Source organism: Vibrio ulleungensis (genome assembly GCF_016900875.1).
Lineage (GTDB): Bacteria > Pseudomonadota > Gammaproteobacteria > Enterobacterales > Vibrionaceae > Vibrio > Vibrio ulleungensis.
On record NZ_JAFEUM010000002.1, the window covers coordinates 787506 to 806148 of the forward strand.

Below are 18643 nucleotides of genomic sequence, written 5' to 3' on the forward strand. Positions count from 1 at the left end.
GATTGGTATAAGAAAAGGCGCCTTGAGCGCCTTTTTTAATGCCTAACTTTCACAACCTAGACTTTTCGCTTTCAGAACCGGCGCTCATTGATTAACATTCAACAGGTTATCAATGACGAATTTCAAATTATGAATATATCCATCGTGGGAGCCGGCGCCATTGGCAGCTTGTGGGCCTACAACCTAGCACATGCAGGCCACAACGTTTCTTTGTTTACCCGCGACGATCAACCGCTCTGCAGCATTCAACTCGATCAGCAGTCTTCACTGTCCTTTTCTTGCAATCAATGGGACGCACTCGAACAGTGCGATTTACTGCTAGTAACCGTAAAGGCGTGGCAGGTTAATGCCGCTATCACTCCATTTCTTTCTCGTCTCGATACAAACACCATAATCATGTTCATGCACAACGGTATGGGAGCGCTCGACCCTCTTAACAAGCAGCTGGACGGCTACCCTGTTGTGCAGGCCACTACCACCCATGGTGCGCTGCTGCTAAGTAAGTCAGTGAATAGTGTACATGTGAGCCATACTGGGGCGGGTGAGACACAAATGGGTGGATATAATCATTTAGGTCATCGCTGCGATTTTTTGGCGGAGGTTTTTAATCATGCGCTGCCTAAAGCATTATGGCACGCTAACATTAGCCCTCTATTATGGAACAAGCTTGCCATTAACTGTGCGATTAATCCTTTAACCGCCATTTATGACTGCACTAATGGTGAGCTTGCTAAACCTGAGTTCGATAAGATACTTCATCCGCTATGTGACGAGCTCTCTGCGGTCATGCAGACACAATCGGTCGAGGTTTCTACTCAGCAGTTATTGCTTATGGTTCAACGGGTCATCAAAGCCACTGCCAACAATTTTTCATCAATGCATCAAGATATTCAGCATAGCCGTACAACTGAAATTGACTATATTACGGGGCATATTCTTGACGTTGCCCAGCGCGAAGGTATAGATGTACCTGTTCATCAAAGTCTCTATACTCAGGTAAAAGAGCTTGAGTCCAGTTTCAGCAACATAAACTCGTGACTCACTGTCACCATAGTTACACACACATTGGAAACACGTATGTCTAAGTCGATATTAATTCCCATAGCTGCCGGCAGTGAAGAGATTGAAGCCATCACTCTCATCGATACCTTAATCCGCGCACAGTACAAGGTCACCGTTGCCAGCGTCGACCCTGAAGGTGAGCTGCAGGTGATTGGGTCAAGAGGTATTCCTTTGACTGCACAGTGCAGATTGGTTGATGTTGCCGACGATGAATTTGATGTAATTGCCCTTCCAGGCGGTATTGGAGGTGCAGAGACTTTTCGAGACAGCACATTATTGTTAGAAATGGTGAAACAGCATCATTATGATGGCAAATTACTTGCGGCTATATGCGCATCGCCTGCTTTAGTCTTTCAACACCATCAACTGTTTCCCAATGCGCTCATGACCTGCCATCCCGCTTTTCGCGATACAATTAGTCCATCTAAGTGGCGAGACAAGCGCGTGACCCTAGACGTTAACCACAAACTTCTCACCAGTCAGGGGCCGGGTTCAGCACTCGAATTTGCTATCGAGATTATAATTTACCTGTCCGGCAAAGCCTTTGCTTGGAGCGTAGCTGCGCCAATGGTGACTTTGCCTAACTTAAATTACCAAGATTTGGGGAAGAGCCGTGTTTGATCCTTTAGCTGTACGAGCTCAATTTCCAGCGGTTCAAAACGGATCGCATGATGATGAATGCACTGTCTATTTAGATAGCGCGGCGACGACGCACAAACCGCAAATAGTGATAGATGCCATCACCCATTATTACAGCCAACAAAATGCGAACGTACATCGTGGCAGTCATCGGCTCACGGCAAAAGCGACCGAGCAATTTGAACAAGCCCGTGATACTGTCGCAACGTTTATTGGCGCAACCTCCAGCAAAGAAATTGTTTGGACTCGTGGCGCAACCGAAGCCATTAACCTTGTGGCCCAAAGCTATGCGCGAACGATGCTCACAGAGGGCGATGAAATAGTCATCGGTGAAATGGAGCATCACGCCAATATCGTCCCTTGGCAAATTGTTGCAGAGCAAACTGGCGCTACTATTGTTAAAGTGCCCATGCACCCAGACTGCACCATGAAGGTTGAGGACTATCAGAGCGCGTTCAACGCCAACACTAAGATTGTTGCGATTGGCCATGTATCTAATGTCACAGGGACCCATCAACCGATTGAACAAGTCATTGCACTTGCCCATGACATTGGTGCCGTTGTACTTGTAGATGGCGCCCAAGCCGTTGCTCATGAAAACGTCGACGTAACAGCTCTTGATGCCGATTTTTATGTCTTTTCTGGCCATAAGATGTTTGCCCCGACCGGTATCGGCGTATTGTATGGAAAGCAGTCTCTACTCGACAGCATGCCTGTGTGGCATGGTGGTGGCAAAATGGTCACCAAAGTCTCTTTTGACAAAACCACCTTTAACGATTTACCAGGAAAATTTGAAGCGGGAACGCCAAATACCGCTGGGGCAATTGCGTTAGCAACGGCCATTGAATGGCTCAACAACCTAGATAGAGCAGCCAGTGAAGCTCATATTAAAAGGTTGCAAAATCGAGCATATACCAAGCTCTCGACTGTCGATGATATAAGCATAATTGGTTATCAAGCCGATGCCTCAGTATTAACCTTTGTTGTTGATGGCGTTCACCATCAAGATGTTGCGACGCTACTCGATCAACAAGGCATTGCACTTAGGGCTGGACACCACTGTGCGCATCCAATGATGGATGCACTTGGCGTAAAAGGGACTGTGAGGGCGTCGTTTGCGATTTACAATACTGTGGAAGAGGTCGATGCGTTTGTAAGCGCCGTGATTAAGGCGCTCGATATCCTGTAGCATCTCGATGTACTGTAGCTTTTGCTCTGTGAATTCATTGGCTACAGACAGTAAAAAGCAGAGCTTAGAGAGTAAGCTCTGCTGAACCATTTTCGACACTTTTAATTAGTTTTGGTGCTGCTCGACCTGCTCAATGATCTGGTCAACAATGGCACGTAAACCGTTGCCTCGAGAAGGGCTTAAATGCTCAATCAAACCAAGTTTTTCAAAATACTCCGCGACATCAAAACCCAGTATCGTCTCACTCGTTTGACCATTAAACGCCGCTTGTACGATAGCGATAAGCCCTCGAACAATACGTGCATCGGAATCTGCATGGACTTGCCAAAATGCAAGTTTACCCACTTTAACCGGCTCACAATAGAGCCACACTTGGCTTTCGCATCCAGCGACTTCAACCAATTGCTCTTTATTAGTGTCACTCATAACGGGCAGTAGCTTGCCCCATTTGATGACCTGACGATATTTGTTTTCCCACCCTTTTAGATGAGACAACTCTTCAACAATTTGCTGATGATTGATTTGCGGACCAAAAGCGCTGGCGTCAAAACTCATGGAAAACCTTACTTAGTAATATGTTTAGCGACTAACTTATCCAAAATCCTCGACACCGCTACAAAACCAAACGTAGCAGTTACCATGGTTGCAGCTCCAAAGCCACTGGCACAGTCCATGCGTTTAGGCCCTTCTGCCGTGCTCTTTACTCCACATACGCTGCCGTCTGGTTGCGGGTATTTAAGTTGCTCCGTGGAATAAACACATTCGATGCCAAATTTTCGTTGTGGGTTTTTACTGAAGTTATGAAAGCGGCGTAGATGATCTTTAAGCTTCTTCGCGAGAGGGTCTTGAATGGTCCGAGTTAAATCAGCAACTTGAATTTGAGTTGGGTCAATCTGCCCGCCAGCACCACCGGTTGTGATCACCTTGATTTTATTGCGCTTACAATAAGCCAGCAAGCTCGCTTTGGCTTTCACACTGTCGATAGCATCCAGCACATAATCATAGTCGTGACTCAAATAGTCGGCTTGATTCTCTGGGCCAATAAAATCATCTATCAAGTTGACCTTACACTCTGGATTGATCAGCTTTATTCGAGCTTCCATGACCTCAATTTTGCTTTGACCAACTGTGCCATGCATTGCATGAATTTGACGATTAATGTTGGTGACACAGACATCATCCATATCAATAAGCGTAATTTCGCCAATACCTGAACGAGCAAGTGCCTCTGCTGCCCAAGAACCCACTCCACCAATACCGATTACACATACATGTGCGGCTCTAAACAGCTCTAACTGCTGAGCTCCATACAGTCGTGCTGTTCCACCAAATCTTTGCTGGTAGCCATCGCTTGCTGGTGAAGATAATTCGCGCATATTCAAACCTGGATTGAAAATCAAAAAAGAGTGCGTTTTATACGCACTCTTTCGCAAAAAGTCTAGTCAGTTAACTGCCAAGGCTGCGCGGTTTCTGTGCCGCTGAGTCCCAGCTTCCACACGCGTCCAAAATGTTTATAGTAACCAGACTGTTTTCCTAAGTGTGCTCCCATCCCATGATACAGATCCAGGTGACTGCCTTTTACCGCTCCCCCCGTATCCAACACAATCAGTAACCGAAGTTGATGTACACCCGACCAACTGCCATCGGCATTCAGCAAGGGGACTTCGGCTAGTATTGGGGTTCCCATAGGAAATAACGAGCGATCGCCCGCGACACTGGCCAAAGGCAACAGTGGAATGCCTGCGCTGCCTTTCACATCCAAATTATCGTTGGGTTGAAAAAAAACATAAGAAGGATTTTGTTCCAGAAGCTCTGTGACCTTTTCTTCTGGCTGACTGGCCACCCAATCTTTAATTGCCGTCACCGACATCTGCTCTCTTGGAACCTCGCCGCTTTCAATCAGTACTCGACCAATACTCACGTAAGGTTTGTTGTTTTTTCCAGAATAAGCGAAGTATTGCATGCTATTGTCATCACCAAAGTGCACAAATCCGCTGCCTTGAACTTCCATCAGAAAAGGGGCTATTTGAGACGCAGCATAACCGATTTCAAGCCCTTGCCCTTCTAATGCGCCGTCGTTAATTTGCGCGCGTGTTGGGCACTGCTCGCCACACCCAGGATTTGAGTACACTGGGAAGCGATAGGTTTCATCCGGCTGATGGCGCATTTCGATGACGGGTGAAAAATACCCAGTAAACAGCACATTGCCTTTACGATCGCCGCCGGAGAGCTGAGCAACTTCAATATCATACTGTGCTAGGTTTTTGGGATCACCATCCGCAATAGCCCAGTCACTGAGTGCAGTATACAGCTCTTGATAACGCTGATTAAGAGATGGAGAATTAGTTAGAACAAGTTCCGCTTGGTCGCCAAAGCGCGTGTAATCTCGCGTCACCGTCGACTGTATTACGTCGGTTTCAGTTAACGGTGCAGTAAATTCCTGCTCATAGTGTTGTTTCCCAAGCTCGTTGGAAGGGGCGCATCCAAAGAGAAATAACGAGGCAATGAGTCCCACGCTAGCCCATTGTCCTGTTCCCTTAACGGTGTTAATCAAGTCGCTGTCCTTTTGACGAATATTTTGCGCCATGATCGCAAATTCATCGCAAAGGCACAATCGAAAGCAATCATTTGTTTCAACTCTACCAAGTGGAATATTTATTGATTATTACTGCATTTTTAGTCACAATATCAACGGTTTTGCAATAACATCAATGTGTAAGGACGCAGCAATGCAACGAAGTACCGCTCTGGTTAAAGGGTTTAGGCAGTCCACGCCCTATGTAAACTTGCACCGTGGAACAACCATGGTGATCATGTTACCGGGTGAAGCCATCAGCCATAGCAATTTTTCTAATATAATCAGTGACATTGCACTTCTACACAGTTTAGGGGTTAAGTTAGTGCTGGTGCACGGTGCCCGACCTCAAATTAACCAACAGTTAGCCAATACCAATTGTTCATCGCGCTATCATAAACAGCGACGCATTACTGATCATGCTGCACTGACTACTATTATGCGCATTGCCGGACAACTGCAACTTGCCATTACTGCCAACTTATCCATGAGCCTGAACAATACCCCAATGGCGGGAACCGAGCTCAATGTCATCAGCGGCAACTTTGTCATTGCACAGCCTTTAGGCATCGATGATGGGGTCGACTATCAACATAGTGGTAAAATTCGACGTATCGATGTGGCGGGTATCAATAGACAGCTCGATCAAGGCACGATTGTTTTACTTGGTCCTGTGGCGGGCTCTGTCACTGGAGAGTGTTTTAATATTCCCGCGGAAGAAATTGCCACAGCAGTGGCGATACAGCTAAATGCCGCAAAACTCATCGGATTCAGTTCGCAGCAAGGGTACTTGGATACCAATGGTGACGTCATTGCCGAGCTCTTCCCAAGTCAAATTGACGACCTATTGCACCAAGCAGAAATGAACAGTGACGGCTCCTCAGCCGATAACACTGAAGGGACATTGCGCTTTTTACACGGTGCGGTTAAAGCCTGTCTCAACGGAGTATATCGATCGCACTTGGTGAGCTATCAAGATGATGGGGCGTTGATCCAAGAGCTTTTCTCACGAGATGGTATTGGTACTCAAATCGTAACCCACAGCGCGGAGCAAGTACGTATTGCCGGTATTTCCGACATTGGCGGGATATTGGATCTGATTCAACCACTGGAACAACAAGGTGTATTGGTTCGTCGTTCTCGCGAGCAATTGGAGCAAGAAATCGAGCGCTTCACCCTCATCGAAAAAGATCAGGTGGTCATTGGTTGTGCCGCTCTTTACCCGTACCCGAATGAAAAGATGGCCGAAATGGCCTGTGTTGCTATCCACCCAGACTACCGCGATGGTAACAGAGGGTTAAAACTGATAGAGCATATGAAACAGCAATGTCTTGCTCAAGGCATTGATCAAATGTTTGTCCTAACCACGCACAGTTTGCATTGGTTTAGAGAGCAAGGTTTTTACGAGTCACAATTAGAGTCACTGCCTGTGCAAAAACAGCAGCTATACAACTACCATCGTAACTCTAAGATCCTCGTTTTAGACATCATCTAGACGCTGTCATGGCCCAAATGGTAAAACCCTTTGGGCCATGGAGCGATTTATCAAAGCTAAACCTTCGTTTTCTCAAGCGCACGAGCCAGTCCACTCGCGCGCTGTGTTGGTGAGTTAATCGCCCGATCTATGACATCTGTGTTCGCGTACAAATGTAATGACTTTTTGGCTCGTGTGATCCCGGTGTACACCAGCTCTCGGCTTAGCAGCGGTGTATAGTTTTGCGGAAGCAGCATATAGGTGGCATCAAACTCGCTTCCTTGTGATTTATGTATGGTCATCGCAAAGCCCGTTTCATGAGCCGGTACTCGACTTGGAAGAACCGCTTTAATATTGCCATCGGGCAGCTCAAAATAGACTTTCAATCGTCCCTCAGGGTTGGACTGGTCAATCAGACAAATGCCAATATCACCGTTAAACAGTCCCAAGCTATGATCATTTTGAGTCACCATGATAGGCCGCCCAACGTACCACAACTCGCTAGGTTGGATGAGCCTTTGCGCGGCCAACTCTCGTTCTATGCGCCTGTTGCACTGAACAACGCCAAACTCGCCTTCTCTTACTGCGCACAAAAGCCGTGTCGTTTGAAACAGCTTGAGCTTAGCTTTGGCAATCTCAAACATCTGGCTTTCAGGCACATCGCTTTCCATATCCTGTGAACTTTGGTGATCCAAATAAGCTCGAAATCGCTTGCCTAGCTGTTTAAAGAGCTGGCTGTAGTATTCACTGTCCAACGAGTATCGTTCAATGTCACTAAAGTTGCCGTCTTTAATCTTATGATACTGCGAGGTACTGCCGATATTAACGGCACGTGCAAGTTGGCCAATGCCTGATTGCGCGTCAAAGCGATAGCTCTTTTGTAATAGACAGAGGTTGTCGGTCAACACACCTATCGATGATTGAGCTCGCACTTGTTGATAGCCCGTTAGCTGAGTCAGCAGCTGTTGAGTTGCTTCGCTGTATCCTGGTCGATGAAAGCTAAACAGATCACCTAATACAGCCCCCGCTTCCACTGAGGACAATTGATCTTTGTCTCCCAGCAGCACTAAACGTGCATGCTTGGGTAACGCATCCACCAATTTAACCATCATGGATAAGTCGACCATCGACGCCTCGTCAACGACCAACATATCAAGATGCAAAGGATTACGACTATGATGCTTAAACTCGGGATTATTTGGGATAGCACCTAGCAGTCGATGAATCGTACTCGCTTTGGTTGGAATGAGTGCTTTAATCTCGGGATCGATGGGCAGCTTTTGCAACGCGCCACCAATGGATTCAGTCAGTCGAGCCGCGGCTTTGCCTGTTGGTGCCACCAACTGAATGACCATACTCTGGGCTTGATCGTCTTTTTGCAGATTGCGAGTAAGCTTTGATTGCTCTATTGCTGCCGCAAGTAATTTCACGACGGTGGTGGTTTTACCTGTTCCTGGCCCACCAGAAATAATCGCGAATTGCTTAGACAGCGCCACGGCTGCTGCGACTTTTTGCCAATTCAAACACACCGAGTTTGGCACCAGAGTATCTAGGCTCTCTAGTTGTGAAGGTGAATTTACATTCTCAAACAACGTGAAAATTGCGCTCCAATCAACAGACTGCGGCTCGGCAATATCGAGTGCAGAGACCAACCAATTTTTAGTGTCAGCCTCGCCGCCTGACTGTTGCTGCCAAAGCTGAAAAAGTAGACGGTAATCTCGCTTAAAAAGTTGCTCTAATGTTGCCGCCAATTGCGCGTGATGCTCACGCTCAATTGCCGAGTTCTGCGCCATTTTAACAAGTGCAGATGCAAGAGACTGCTCATAATACCAATACCGCTGAATATACAAACTCTCCCCATCAAGAATCATCGGGGTTGCACTTCGCCTTGTCGGCTCGCCAACCACAGCGAATGCTTTTAAGTCTGATTGCCACTGATCTCGGACGATCCATTGGGACGACAGTCGATGACGCTGCTCGGTGGATAGTCCTAAACGCTGACACAACCAACTCTGCAAGTCGCCGTGTGGTGGCAAAACTAAACAGATATTGCCTTGGCCTAATTCATAACTGACTAATGCAGCCATTAGCCCAATCAGCCATTGCGAACAAGGCTCAGCAGGGCGAGAAAGCTGCAACATCAATTTGCCAAACTGCATATCAATAGCTCGCAACTTACCTTCGCTAACCAATGTACTGAGCTCATGTACTACCGGTTGTGATAACACGTTGGGACTGCTCTGGTTCACTTTGAGCTGTTCAGTCATAGCGCCTCCTCATTGTTTGCAATGTGCGCATCCAACTCATCGAGCAGTGTTTCACTAGGCTTGGTATAAAAAATCCCATTGTTGGACTGTCCATCGATTCCACGTAAAAAGAGGTAATACACACCACCAAAATGTTGTTCATAGGAGTAGTTTGCTATGCGCTGCCGAAGAAAACGATGCAGCGCAAGAGAATAGATCTGATATTGCATATCATAGCGATGATCTAGCATTGCTTGCTGCAAGGCCTGTTGGTGGTAATCGCTGTTTTCGTTACCTAGATGATTCGACTTCCAATCGAGCACATAATATTTGCCTTGATGCTCAAAAATCAAATCGATGAAGCCTTTAAGCATCCCTTGAGCCGGTCGAAATTCTAGGTTGTCTGCTTGCTTAGATAGCGCATCATGACGCCGAACAATTTGATTAAATTGAGTGGCTGACAACAATTCTAACGGTAAGACAAACTCCATTTCCACCAAGGTATGTTGCTCATTTTTATCGCAAAGCTTAAGGCAATCTATGTGGTCTTGTGACGGTTGAGCAAGACTCAAATCTGCGGTAAGCACTTTGCTCACCATGTCCATCACTACGGATAGCCAGTCGCCAGTGATACCCTCTCGTTCCAGCAGCTGCGTTACGATGATTTGATTGTCTTCACTATTTGGCTCAGTAAAATCAATCTCTTCAAAAATGGTATGCAGTAACGTGCCTGGCCTTGCACCTCTAGGGAAACTGAACATTGATTGCTCTATAGGTTCATCTTGCTCAATCTGCTCTTCGCGAGCCGAATCTAGATCAAACGCCGGTATAGTCAACTCTAAGTCGGAGATCGTTGCGTGCCCATGCTGACTTTGCTTCACCAACCCAGAGTAGCTGGTCATTCTCCACTGGTTATTTATTGTATGAGAAAGCTTGGCAGGCTTGGCTATGAATTCTTCTGTTTCGCTTAACACAAACGGTGTCGGCGACAACTCCAGTATGGAAGCCTGTCGAGTTGTTTGAGGTAACAAGCTCTGAAAAAATTGCTCTATAGATTGATAAAAACCGGTGCAGTCCATTGGATTGCGCTGTTGCAGCAAGTACCCCATGGCACTTAAATGCACCCCCGAATTCCCTTTGGTTTGGTTGCCTTTTTTCACCGGCGCGACACCAATAAAACAGCCATAAACTGACCGCGTCATCGCCACATACAAAAGACGTAAATCTTCGGCTAAACGCTCTGTGTCAGCACGCTCAAGGCTCTGCTCACCTTTAGCGAGATCGAGCACAGACCTTGCGTGCTCGGGGTCATAGTATTTCGCGTCGCTGGCCTGACGAAAGCCCATAATAAAGGGTAAGAACACCAGATCGTATTCAAGCCCTTTAGATTTATGGATTGTCACAATCTGCACCAGATCTTTTTCTGATTCTAGACGCAATATTTGATCGTCCGCTGCGGCCTCTCCGCTATGAGCGTTATCGATCGCTTCACCAAACCAACGAAGTAGAGCATGATCACTTTCCAGCATTTGACTGTGCTGCTGTAGCAGCTCGCTTAAGTGCATAAAGTCTGTCAGCTTTCGTTCACCATCTTGCGATACTTCACTTACCCATCGCTGTGCAATCTCGCGCCGATTCATCAGCGAGCGAAACATAGGTAATATACCCTGTTTTTGCCACTGCTCTCGGTAGAGCGCAAACTCACTGACAGTACGCTCCCACAACACTTCATCTTGTCCTAGTTGATGAAGCTGTTCTACCGATACATTGAGCAGCCCCGTCGCCAGTGCGGCCCGCAGTTTTCGCTCATTGTCTACGCCCAACAGTGAGTCCATAACTCGATACATATCCTGAGCGACAGCGCTTTTAAATACGCTGTCACGGTTGGACATGTACACACTTGCGATGCCCTGCTGTGCCAGTGCGTGTTTGATCAGTCTTCCTTCAGCACCGGTACGAACCAAAATAGCAATGTCACTGGCTTCAATAGGGCGAGAATGCTTTTCGCTGTGCAGATTGGCACGCCCACACTGAGCTTGCTCAAGTATAAGCTGAATCTGCGCGGCGGTTGCTTGAGCCATTTGAGTTTTGTAGTCCGCGTTTGAGATAGGCTGCTCTCTATCAGGCGCGACCCATACATTGAGAGCGGGTTGCGCTTGGTCGTTTAACGTCCATCCGCGTTGACCTGCATTTGGGCTTGCGTCTACTGGAATAAAAGGAATGTCTTGGTCGTAGATAAACGGGTTGATGCCAAACTCAAACAATCCATTTGCCGCTGCAATCATGTCGTGGCTCGAGCGCCAGTTGGTGTCTAGAGTAAAGTGAGACGTAACCTGCTTGCGAGCTTCAATATAAGTGAAAATATCAGCTCCCCTAAACCCATAAATCGCCTGTTTAGGATCGCCAATCATAAACCATCCACAATGCGATTGGCCCAGATAAACCCGTTTAAAAATATCGTATTGCTGGGCATCGGTGTCTTGGAATTCATCGATCATAGCAACCGGATATAAGGTCCGAATTCTTGCCGCAAGCGTATCGCCACTGTCTGTATGCAGCGCATGATTTAACTGACTTAAAAGATCATCAAAAGATAGCAGTTGTTGCCTTTGCTTTTCGCTTTTCAGGGCTTCACGACAGTGGCTGATGGCGCACGACATCAATGGAATCTTCAAGTCTAAATCTTGCTCTAAGAACGCTTCGATTTGACTAAATAGTGGATGATCGGGGGCCTGGCCTTTTTTAGTTTTCTCACTCAGAGTCGATTGCGTAAATTTTTCGAGCTTATCGAAGACTGTGTAATCCTCAGTAGGACCTTGCGCCCACTGCGTTGCTGCCTCAATCCAGACTGGCAGATACCGTGATGAATAGCTTTGCTTGCTGACACCTGATTCTCGCAAGTTCGCCATTGCGTCTTGATAATCACTGAGCCACTGAGTTTTCATTGTCTCAATGTGGTGAATAATGTCAGCATGCAGCTGAGCAATATCAACGGCATCAATCGCAGGAGCGATGCTTAGAGTGTCATTGGTAATGTAGCGATGTATTTCGTTGTAAAGTCCCTGCGGCGAGGACCAAATTTGCCTAATGATACTGGCAATGCGACGATCCAAAGAATAAAAAGAGTGGCGCCAAAAATCAGCGACCACTTGCTGTTTTAGCTTGCTTTCATCGGTCAAAAACTCGTTATTAAAGCGACTCCCCGACTCAAAAGCGTTTTGCACCAGCATGCGCTGACAAAAGCCGTGAATGGTATAGATCGCGGCTTCATCCATTTGGCGCTCTGCGGCCAACAATGTCTGTGCAGCTTGACGATGATCTTGAGTGGCTTCCAATAATGCGCTGATCACGGGATCATCGCTGTTGCCGTTCATAAACGCTAGCTTAGCATCACGAATTTTATTTCTGATTCTTCCCCTAAGCTCCGCTGTGGCCGCTTCTGTAAACGTCACCACCAAAATTTCGTCAACCGTCAATGGTCGTTGATGGGCGGTATGCCTTGATTCTTCGAGGCCTAGGGTTGGATTGGGTTGACTACCGTGCCCTAGCAACAAGCGCAAATACAGCCCCGTAATGGTGAAGGTTTTTCCGGTCCCTGCAGAGGCTTCAATCAACCGAGCGCCATGCAGTGGAAAGCGTATTGTGTCCAATTTGGTCGCAAGGGTGTCACCGTTGTTTAACACTGGCATTAACTCAATCCATATTTGTTCAAACGTAATTAAAAATCATCTTACTTTGGAATATTAGCAAAGGGTCATATTTGTGAGGTCTGACCCAAATACTTGAATTAGCACGAGTTGAAATAGGCTGTTGGGTACGAGACGAGATCTTACTCACAACGCCTTACTCTTTTTATGGCTACTATCCGCGGCAGTTAAAAAGTTTCGCAATATTGCTGCTTATGTCGATGCCTTTAGGCAAACCACGCTCAGCAAGTTTACATACAGAATAAAAATAGGTCTCTCTGACCTGTGGCCGCACAGAATTTACCCTACACACTATAAAAAAGCTGGCGGCCACCCCCTTTCTTGCTACTTCTCTCTCTCGCAATGACTCAATAGCGGTAGCATTACCACCTGCATGAGTTGATAACACTTTTCAGCAACCTGATCGTTCCATTGAGGCCAAACCCTTTGAATGTAAGGATTGTCAGATTCACCAGGACGGAAACTGTTGCCCTCGAACGTCTGTTGCATTTTGGCCATCGCCTTTAATCCAACGTCGCTGTCTGCTGGAGGGTTGTCTAGCACTAATCCTGCTTTCTCAATCGCTAACGCGCCCTCCCATGCCGTGTCGACAAAAAATGGCAACGGTAAGTCTAATCCTTCAACATAGAGTTGAATCAAGGTTTCCAAGTGATGCTTTGCATTCTCACTCGTCAGCGGCAGTAGCATCCATTCAACAACGTTGTGCTTAGCAAATCCAAACAGTTGAGTACTGCGTTGTTCACCTGTTGCCATAGCCGCGAGATGGTCGATCCAAAAACCTAACACATACTTTGCACTCAGCTGTCCGCATCGATAACGCACCATGCCTTGCTCATACTGATTATCTAACCAACCTTGGAGAAACACGCGGCGGGTATCGCTTAACGGAGATAGGTGAAGATCTATGCTCCTAGCGGGCTGCGGACGACTGCAATACGGCAATATACGCTCTAACAACATAGCGATTTGTTGCTCACTGCTGACAATATCAAGCTCACCAAACGCACCTACGGGTAACACCCCCTCAGCGCGCTTATGCTTGAGATAACTCTGCGGATCGGTGACGACTTCGCCAGCCTGTATGCTCTGTTCTAACGAATGCTCTAACAACTGTTGCCGCAACAAATAGCTACCCAATCCCCCCATAGCAAAGGGTTCATCGTCTTCGATTTTGATATCAAACGGATCGAAATACACCCCAAGCCGCTGATTCATGTAACGCTTAACAGGGAGTGTCCAAAAACGAGAAAGCACGTCTAGCTCTACAATCAATTCGCCATCAATTTCATCCGCGAAACTCGGCAATTGCCACTGGTCTTCAGCCAGTGGTTTTACTTCAGTATGCGACGCATCGTTACCACTGTTGGCCTGAGCAACAGGCAACCACTCCCTCGCGTAACTCGGCGTGGCACCATCAAAAGCATGGCGACTGTAAGGCGTCATACTGTGAGAGTAGGTGATGAAGTCAGTCAACTCGTTATCGGCATCCATATTCGTATTGTCGTCTGCTTGAGTGTCGAGCTGCACCGAATAATTCTGCTCACAGTATTCCAAAAGCTCAGAGACTAATATCGAGGGCTCAGACACACTATTGTCTCGAATCGAGCGAGCCACATAACTAATGTATAAAGTGTGTTGCGCAGAGAGCAGCGCTTCCAAAAACATATAGCGGCCGTCGATGCGTCGTGAACGATCGCCTGGACGACTCTTGTTTTGCATCAAGTCAAACCCTTCCACCATTTCTGCTGGTGGGTAGGCCCCATCATTCATACCCAATAAACAGACGACCTTAAAAGGTATTGAACGCATTGGCATTAGCGTACAAAAGTTTACTTGCCCCGCGAGAAAACGCTGACTAACACGACTTTGATCTAACTTCTGTTTGAGGCAGTATCGAATCAAATCGATGTCTAATTGTGGTGCGTCGTCCAACTCAGAAAGTGGCTGCTTTAGCGACACCAGTGCGTCACGGATCGCACTCACCATCAGCTCCTCATCTAACTCTGGCGTAAAGAACTGGCTGAGTAGCTGATTGATGATATCCATCCACACTTCAATGCTATGTGACTGGGCTAACCGCTGTTGAAACTCTATTAAGTTGTCGATGTATTGCGCTAGTCGACCCGCAACGTCTGCGTCCATCCCTTGAATGTGATTAAAGGGAGAGATGACTCTATCATCTTGCTCGTACAAGCCAACATCTGGGTGCAGAGAATAGCCCATGAGCATCCTCTGTAGGCCAAATTGCCATGTGTTGAGTGGGGCTTCAAACCCTAACTCTGCGGCCGTTTTCTCGGTCAATCCCCATCGAATACCTACCTCTTCCACCCACAGTTTAATTCGCTCAAATTCTTGAACCGACAACTCAAAGCGGCGCAAAACCGCAGGGGTCTCTAGTAGTTCAAGCATCAACGACGATTGAGCTCGTGAGTTAGGTAAATCGAGCAAACTGAAAAAGGCATTTAATAATGGATTGGCTTCTGTTGTTGTGCGATCCGATATGGAATAAGGGATCCTACGCTCATCATTCGCTTGTCCAAAAATGGCCTCAATAGCGGGTGTGTAACGGTTAATATCTGGCACCATCACTATCACATCCCTTGGGGTCAGCGATGGATCGCTATCGAAAAGATGCAATAGCTGATCGTGCAATACCTCAACTTCTCGAGTAGGGCTATGGCATTGATGAAGTGTCAGAGAGCGGTCTGACTCGGCAACGATGTGTTTTGGTCGATTGCTATCATCGTCGCTGATGTCGCGCTGATCCAACTCCAAAATATCGGACTGAATTCTTTGTAACAACGTCGCTGAATTAAGGTCATGATCAACAAACGCTTCAATCTCTTGGCATTCCAACTGGGACAGTAGCAACAGGTTATCACGTCCCAGCTTTCCCATACTGGCAAGCAAAGCATTGCCAACTTGAGCCTGCTGAGTGGGGTCTTCAATATTTTGCGCTTCACTGCCTTTGAGCACGTGAGCAACGTTACCCACAACAGAGTGATCGCCCTGCCATTCGATATGCTTACGAGTTTGCGCCGCCATTTTAGCTATAGTTTTTTGATCGCGTACATCGCCCCAGTAGTAGCGACATGGGTTAGCAAACATGAAGTGAACGTCGATGTGCTGTCCTATCGCGTGTAACGCTTCCAAGTAACGTGGTGGCAGCGACGAGATACCAAAGACAAACAAACGAGTAGGAAGGCTTTCAATCCGCCCCTGATAATGAGCAAGAGTATCAATAAAGTCATCGTAGAGGTTTGCACGGTGATACGGAGACGCTCCGCTTGCAACGGTATGATCAAACAAGGCGCGCCATAAAATGGGCTGCCAACTTTGCTCAGCGGGAACCTCTTCAACCTCTTGATGCCCTTCCCACGCTGCTATCCAGTCGGGCCGATACACCAGATAGCCATCGAACGTATCGGCAATTTTTTCAGCCAATTGCAGCTGTTTTAGTGGATCAGCATCGTTTAAATAGCGCGACAGCGGCGCAAACTCTTCGGTGTCTAAATAGTTCGGTAAAATCGCGTTTAACCGCCAGGTCATCGACTCTTTATTAAAGGCACTTTTCGACGGCACATCTGGTAGTACTTTTTCAAACAGCCGCCAAATAAAAGTGGCTGGTAGCGGAAATTCTATATTTCCCGCCACCCCTTGTTGTTGGGCAATCGACAGTTTTAACCATTGCGACATACCTGGACTCTGCACCAAAATGACTTCCGCTTGCAGTGGATTGGGCAAAGGATCGTTACGTATCAACTCAATCATTAGAGAGTTAAGTAGGTCGATTTGATTGGAGTGATATACCGTAAACACGAAGTAGCCTGTTAGTTGAATGCGCTGTCTGTTTACTCACTGTAGCATAAGGCGAAATTGCTCGGTTAGCCTCGGCGTCGCAATCGAATAATTGTTGCGCGTTAGGTCAGAGTTTGAGGAAATGTCTCTGGACGAAAAGCTCTAAAAACTGTATAAAAAGCCAGTATAGTTAACCATAAAATTATAGAGGAACCACCATGGCTGTGATCGTGAAGTACGTGGTAGAGCGCAACGGAGAAGAAAAGATGACTTTTACCTCAAAAGCCGAAGCGGATGCCTATGACAAAATGTTGGATATGGCCGATGAGCTGTTTGAGCTTCTCGGCACCAGTGAGCTCATTGACGACGAGTCAAAACAAGAAGAGATCGCTATGTATCTTGCCAAGCACAAAGAAGAGGTGCTCTTTGCATTAGGTGCTAAGCGCAAGCCAGCGCCTAAAAAGCCTAAAGTAGAAGCGGTGAAAACGGACGTTGCAGACGACGCGGCGTAATCCAACCGTAATCCAGTTGAAAGAGGTCGCTTAGGCGGCCTCTTTTGTTTTTTCTGGACTAAAAAGTCAGGCAAAGTAAAAATCCCTGCATAATTTCGCATCGAGCTCTTTTCAGTTGTCTTTAGTCTGACTATGATGGTGTCACAATCCTGCTAAGACATACGTATCGAGGCAGAGAACACACTATCGATGGAGACGACACACAACATGGCACATTTTGCTTTAGCCCTTGGCGCTGCAACTAAAAACCGCGACGGAAAAATCTTCGAAGCATTCTTCCCAAACCCTCTTCTTAATCCAGCGTCGACACTGGTCGATGCCATTGCTGCTTTGGTGGATTATCAAGGTGGAAATTCTGATATCGAAGTTAACCAAGCTCAGGCCGCTGAACTGGCGACAGCATTTGCAGCACATGGTGATGTAGCCAACGCAAGTTTTGCAGAAAAAGCCGCTCAGTCTGAGCAAGCGTTAGTTTTGGTGATTCTAGAGTCTGACGAAAAACCACAAACTGTTGCAGAGGGCTTTCTTAAGCTGCAACTTATCTCACACCGCTTAGTTCAGCCTCACGGTACTGTTTTAGATGGCATTTTTGGTCTACTTCACAACGTTGCTTGGACTAACGAAGGTCCAATCGACTTGCCAGAATTGGCTGAACGTCAAATTGAAGCTCGCCTAGCAGGTCGTGCGCTCACTGTCGATTGCGTAGATAAGTTTCCTAAGATGGTGGACTACGTTGTCCCAACGGGTATCCGTGTGGCAGACACATCACGCGTTCGTCTGGGTGCCCATGTAGGTGAAGGCACCACCGTTATGCATGAAGGTTTCATTAACTTTAACGCGGGAACCACAGGCGTTAGCATGGTTGAAGGCCGTATCTCTGCGGGCGTGTTAGTGGGTAATGGGTCTGATATCGGTGGTGGTGCATCCATCATGGGTACACTCTCTGGCGGTGGTAAAATGGTTATCGCTATTGGAGAAAACAGCTTGCTAGGCGCGAATGCTGGGCTTGGTTTCCCACTGGGTGATCGCTGCACCATTGAGTCTGGTTTGTATGTCACCGCAGGCACGAAAGTGCGTATGCTTGATAACAGCGGCCAAGAAGTAGAAATCGTTAAAGCGCGCGATCTTGCGGGTAAATCAGATCTACTGTTCCGTCGTAACTCTCAGACTGGCTGTGTTGAATGTTTGACTAACAAGAGCGCTGTAGAGCTTAACAGCGAGCTTCATAGCAACAACTAATCTGTTGCCATATTGTGTCCTGAATGTGTCACCACACAGCAGGACCAGATGCTCAAACTAAAAAAGCCTGACACATAAGTTGAACTGACCCCCAATAGTTGGACACCAATTATTGGGGGTCTTTTTATGTCCAAATACAGCAGAGCATTAAAATGCTCTATAGCTAAACAATATCTACAAGGCGAAGGTTCATCTGAAGAGC

12 protein-coding genes are annotated in these 18643 nt (G+C 47.0%); 6 read left to right on the forward strand and 6 right to left on the reverse strand.

Annotated features, from left to right (window positions below; all coding sequences use genetic code 11):
* Nucleotides 1-129 precede the first annotated feature (129 nt).
* From panE to csdA, 3 genes are read left to right on the forward strand one after another with little or no spacing between them, the layout of a single operon-like run.
* Nucleotides 130-1038 carry a 2-dehydropantoate 2-reductase gene (gene panE, locus JQC93_RS08520; RefSeq protein ID WP_205158005.1) on the forward strand — a complete coding sequence of 303 codons (909 nt, stop codon included), beginning with the start codon at nt 130-132 and terminating at the stop codon, nt 1036-1038.
* 39 nt (nt 1039-1077) lie between these two features.
* Nucleotides 1078-1683: a DJ-1 family glyoxalase III gene (locus JQC93_RS08525; protein WP_205158006.1), complete on the forward strand. Its 606-nt coding sequence runs from the start codon at nt 1078-1080 to the stop codon at nt 1681-1683.
* Nucleotides 1676-2890, forward strand: coding sequence for a cysteine desulfurase CsdA (gene csdA, locus JQC93_RS08530; protein ID WP_205158007.1), 1215 nt, complete (start codon nt 1676-1678; stop codon nt 2888-2890). Before JQC93_RS08525 ends, csdA begins: the two co-directional genes overlap by 8 nt.
* Before the next feature lie 105 nt (nt 2891-2995).
* On the opposite strand, the gene JQC93_RS08535 is transcribed toward csdA, so the two are convergent.
* The 3 genes from JQC93_RS08535 to mltA all read right to left on the reverse strand — a co-directional run bounded on the left by JQC93_RS08535 (nt 2996) and on the right by mltA (nt 5477).
* The gene (locus JQC93_RS08535) at nt 2996-3445 is read right to left on the reverse strand and encodes a SufE family protein (RefSeq protein ID WP_205158008.1); all 450 of its coding nucleotides are present in this window, start codon (nt 3443-3445) and stop codon (nt 2996-2998) included.
* 8 nt (nt 3446-3453) lie between these two features.
* Nucleotides 3454-4266 carry a tRNA cyclic N6-threonylcarbamoyladenosine(37) synthase TcdA gene (tcdA, locus tag JQC93_RS08540; RefSeq protein ID WP_205158009.1) on the reverse strand — a complete coding sequence of 271 codons (813 nt, stop codon included), beginning with the start codon at nt 4264-4266 and terminating at the stop codon, nt 3454-3456.
* Between the two features lie 62 nt (nt 4267-4328).
* Nucleotides 4329-5477, reverse strand: a complete 1149-nt coding sequence (mltA, locus tag JQC93_RS08545) for a murein transglycosylase A (protein ID WP_205158010.1) — start codon at nt 5475-5477, stop codon at nt 4329-4331.
* Nucleotides 5478-5619: 142 nt separating this feature from the next.
* On the opposite strand from mltA, the gene argA reads away from it, so the two are divergent.
* Nucleotides 5620-6960, forward strand: a complete 1341-nt coding sequence (gene argA / locus JQC93_RS08550) for an amino-acid N-acetyltransferase (RefSeq protein WP_084886883.1) — start codon at nt 5620-5622, stop codon at nt 6958-6960.
* A 56-nt stretch (nt 6961-7016) separates the two neighbouring features.
* Here the strand turns inward: argA and recD are convergent, their stop codons facing one another.
* The 3 genes from recD to recC all read right to left on the reverse strand — a co-directional run bounded on the left by recD (nt 7017) and on the right by recC (nt 16711).
* The gene (recD, locus tag JQC93_RS08555) at nt 7017-9206 is read right to left on the reverse strand and encodes an exodeoxyribonuclease V subunit alpha (protein ID WP_205158011.1); all 2190 of its coding nucleotides are present in this window, start codon (nt 9204-9206) and stop codon (nt 7017-7019) included.
* Nucleotides 9203-12874 carry an exodeoxyribonuclease V subunit beta gene (recB, locus tag JQC93_RS08560; protein ID WP_205158012.1) on the reverse strand — a complete coding sequence of 1224 codons (3672 nt, stop codon included), beginning with the start codon at nt 12872-12874 and terminating at the stop codon, nt 9203-9205. Before recB ends, recD begins: the two co-directional genes overlap by 4 nt.
* 342 nt (nt 12875-13216) lie before the next feature.
* Nucleotides 13217-16711, reverse strand: coding sequence for an exodeoxyribonuclease V subunit gamma (gene recC, locus JQC93_RS08565; RefSeq protein ID WP_205158013.1), 3495 nt, complete (start codon nt 16709-16711; stop codon nt 13217-13219).
* A gap of 197 nt (nt 16712-16908) precedes the next feature.
* Here recC and JQC93_RS08570 point away from each other — a divergent pair, with 197 nt between their 5' ends.
* Both JQC93_RS08570 and dapD read left to right on the forward strand, forming a co-directional pair.
* Complete coding sequence (locus JQC93_RS08570) at nt 16909-17202, forward strand: YebG family protein (protein WP_205158014.1); 294 nt, start codon at nt 16909-16911, stop codon at nt 17200-17202.
* Between the two features lie 207 nt (nt 17203-17409).
* On the forward strand, nt 17410-18441 hold the full coding sequence (dapD, locus tag JQC93_RS08575) for a 2,3,4,5-tetrahydropyridine-2,6-dicarboxylate N-succinyltransferase (protein ID WP_205158015.1): 1032 nt from the start codon (nt 17410-17412) through the stop codon (nt 18439-18441).
* Nucleotides 18442-18643 lie beyond the last annotated feature (202 nt).

Excerpts from the sequence above, each read along its gene's own strand:
- tcdA (WP_205158009.1), bottom strand. The coding sequence starts at position 4,266 with ATGCGCGAATTATCTTCACCAGCAAGCGATGGCTACCAGCAAAGATTT.
- JQC93_RS08535 (WP_205158008.1), bottom strand. The coding sequence starts at position 3,445 with ATGAGTTTTGACGCCAGCGCTTTTGGTCCGCAAATCAATCATCAGCAA.
- panE (WP_205158005.1), top strand. The coding sequence starts at position 130 with ATGAATATATCCATCGTGGGAGCCGGCGCCATTGGCAGCTTGTGGGCC.
- dapD (WP_205158015.1), top strand. The coding sequence starts at position 17,410 with ATGGCACATTTTGCTTTAGCCCTTGGCGCTGCAACTAAAAACCGCGAC.
- JQC93_RS08525 (WP_205158006.1), top strand. The coding sequence starts at position 1,078 with ATGTCTAAGTCGATATTAATTCCCATAGCTGCCGGCAGTGAAGAGATT.
- recD (WP_205158011.1), bottom strand. The coding sequence starts at position 9,206 with ATGACTGAACAGCTCAAAGTGAACCAGAGCAGTCCCAACGTGTTATCA.
- argA (WP_084886883.1), top strand. The coding sequence starts at position 5,620 with ATGCAACGAAGTACCGCTCTGGTTAAAGGGTTTAGGCAGTCCACGCCC.
- JQC93_RS08570 (WP_205158014.1), top strand. The coding sequence starts at position 16,909 with ATGGCTGTGATCGTGAAGTACGTGGTAGAGCGCAACGGAGAAGAAAAG.
- mltA (WP_205158010.1), bottom strand. The coding sequence starts at position 5,477 with ATGGCGCAAAATATTCGTCAAAAGGACAGCGACTTGATTAACACCGTT.
- recB (WP_205158012.1), bottom strand. The coding sequence starts at position 12,874 with ATGCCAGTGTTAAACAACGGTGACACCCTTGCGACCAAATTGGACACA.